General features: G+C 69.9%; 3 protein-coding genes. 1 reads left to right on the top strand and 2 read right to left on the bottom strand.

Features of this window, described 5'->3' with window-relative positions:
• A partial coding sequence (locus VD972_RS42300) for a metalloregulator ArsR/SmtB family transcription factor (protein WP_324995228.1) occupies window positions 1–773 on the bottom strand: 773 nt, incomplete at its 3' end.
• A 98-nt stretch (window positions 774–871) separates the two neighbouring features.
• Between VD972_RS42300 and VD972_RS42295 the strand changes: the two genes are divergently transcribed.
• Complete coding sequence (locus VD972_RS42295) at window positions 872–1,741, top strand: patatin-like phospholipase family protein (protein WP_324995226.1); 870 nt, start codon at window positions 872–874, stop codon at window positions 1,739–1,741.
• An 18-nt stretch (window positions 1,742–1,759) separates the two neighbouring features.
• On the opposite strand, the gene VD972_RS42290 is transcribed toward VD972_RS42295, so the two are convergent.
• Window positions 1,760–2,292, bottom strand: a 533-nt coding sequence (locus tag VD972_RS42290; protein ID WP_324995223.1) for a sigma-70 family RNA polymerase sigma factor, incomplete at its 5' end; no start/stop codon positions are given.

Raw genomic sequence — 2,292 nt, 5'->3', positions numbered from 1 at the left:
GCGAAGCCCAGGTGCTTGTGGCCGAGCCGCTCGAGCACCCAGCGCTCTTCGTGCAGCATCAGCTCCAGCACCACCAGCCTGCCGCCGGGCTTGAGCAGCCGGGCGGCCTCCGTCAGCACCGCTCCCGGGGACTCCACGTGGTGCAGGCTCTGGGAGATGACGACGAGATCGCGCTCTCCGCCCGGCAGCGACAGGCGGTGCAGGTCCTCGCACAGGAAGTGGATGTTGGTGCGGCCCTCGCGCGCGGCGCGCTCCTTGGCCTGGGCGAGCGTCTCGGGGTTCTGATCGATGGCCCAGACGCGGCGAGCCCAGCGGGCAATGGACACGGACAGGGTGCCGGTGCCACAGCCGAAGTCCGCCACATCCAGCGCCGGCAGCAGCGAGGCGAGCGCCCCGGCCCAGAGGAACCAGGACTGGCCGGGCTCCAGCAGCCGCTCGTTGAGGGCCTGGCGATCCTCGCGCGCGCGCAGCAGATCCTTCAGCCGCGCCGAGTCGCCGCTCTCATCCTCGGCCTCCTGCGTCAGCCGGATGAGCGGCCAGCGCTCGTCCTCCTGCTCCAGCGCGAGCGAGTAGTAGCTGTAGCCGGCCTGCCGCTCCTCGCGGATGAGGCCCAGGCCCTTGAGCTTGCCCAGGTGGTGAGACACCGAGGACTGCGCCACTCCCACCAGCGACACCAGCTCCGTCACGTTCAGCGGCGCCTGCGTCACGAGGCGCAGGATCCGCAGCCGTGTTGCATCCCCAAGGACGCGAAAGGACTGGGAGAGGACATCCATATCGGTGCATCAACATATATCGATTCACCCATGGCCGCCAAGGGGATTCCCCGACGCAATGCGTTGCCCCTCGAGGGCCACTCGTCTATGTGGGCCGCATGCCCCCTCCCTCCTTGCACCAACACCTCGAAGGCAAACGCATTGGGCTCGTCCTCTCGGCGGGCTACTTCGGCTTCTATGGGCACGCCGGCTTCCTCAAGGGGCTGATGGCCGCGGGGATCCGGCCGACGGCGTACGCGGGCACCTCCGCGGGAGGCATGGTGGCGGCCTTCGCCGCGGCGGGCATGTCGCTGCGCAAGCTCGAGGAGCTGCTGCTGAAGCAGACGCGGAAGAACTTCTGGGATCCGGATCCGATCGGCGCGGTGATGGATGTGCGGCGCGGTCACGGCTTTACGGGCCTGCTCAAGGGCGAGCGCTTCCGCAAGCTGCTGGAGGAGTACCTGCCGGTGCGCTCATTCGAGGAGCTGCCCCACCCGCTGCTGCTGGTGGCGGCCAACCTCACCGAGGGCACGCACGACGTGTTCACCTCGGGCGAGCTGGCGCCCTGCGTCCACGCCACGTGTGCCTACCCGGGGCTGTTCCGGGCGGTGCCCATCGGCAACAGCCACTACTGGGACGGGGGGCTGGTGGACAAGGCGCCCGCGCTGGCGCTGAGCGACAGCGCCGCTGGCAAGGAGCTGGATGCCATCCTCGTGCACTACCTGCCCAGCCGCACTCGCAAGGTGCTGGGCGGACCGCTCGTGTATGCACAGGGGCTGGCGACGGCCTCGGCGGCGCTGCGGCACGATCACTTCCGCCTGCAGCTGTCGATCCTGGAGGCGCGGAAGGTGCCCGTGTACGTCGTCACCTCGAACCTGCCGCCGGTGACGCCCACCACGCTGGAGCGCGGCTTCGACGCGCTCGATCAGGCGCGGCTCTCCGCGGAGCGCGCGCTGGCACGGCCTCCTCAGCGCTTCGAGGAGGGGTGAAGCAGACCGCCGCGAGGCCTACCCGGCGAGGGCGGTCAGGCCCGCGGTCTCCGCGGCCATCAGCTCGGTGAGAGCGGCCTTGAGCTTGTCCTTGGCGCGGATCTCCAGCTGACGAGCGCGCTCGCGCGAGAAGCCGAAGTGCTCGCCGAGCTCGCTCAGGGTCATCTCCGTGTCGCCCATGATGCGCTGCTCGATGATGAAGCGCTCGCGCGGATCCAGCCGCAACATCGCCTGGCGGACGCGGGCGCGGGTCTGATCGGCCTCCTGCCGGTCGGCGACCTCGTCGATCTGGGAGGCACCCTCGGACTCCACGAAGTCCAGGTGGGTGGAGTCGCCGTCCTCGCCGATCGGAGCATCGAGGGACAGGTCGCGGCCGCCCATGCGCTGCTCCATCTCACGCACGTCCGAGGCCTTCACGTTCAGCTTCTGGGCGATCTCCTCGGCGTCGACGATGTTCCCCTCCCCGCCGAGCTTCTCCAGCTCGCGGCGGGTGCGGGCCAGGCTGAAGAACAGCCGGCGCTGCGCCTGCGTCGTGCCCAGCTTCACCAGGC

It is taken from the genome of Hyalangium sp., from assembly GCF_035629615.1.
In the GTDB taxonomy this organism is placed as follows: Bacteria; Myxococcota; Myxococcia; order Myxococcales; family Myxococcaceae; genus Hyalangium.
The sequence above is the reverse complement of the archived record's forward strand: the minus strand, read 5'-3'. Positions and strand labels throughout refer to the sequence as shown.

Coding starts and splice junctions, on each gene's coding strand:
- VD972_RS42295 (WP_324995226.1), top strand. CDS start 872: ATGCCCCCTCCCTCCTTGCACCAACACCTCGAAGGCAAACGCATTGGG.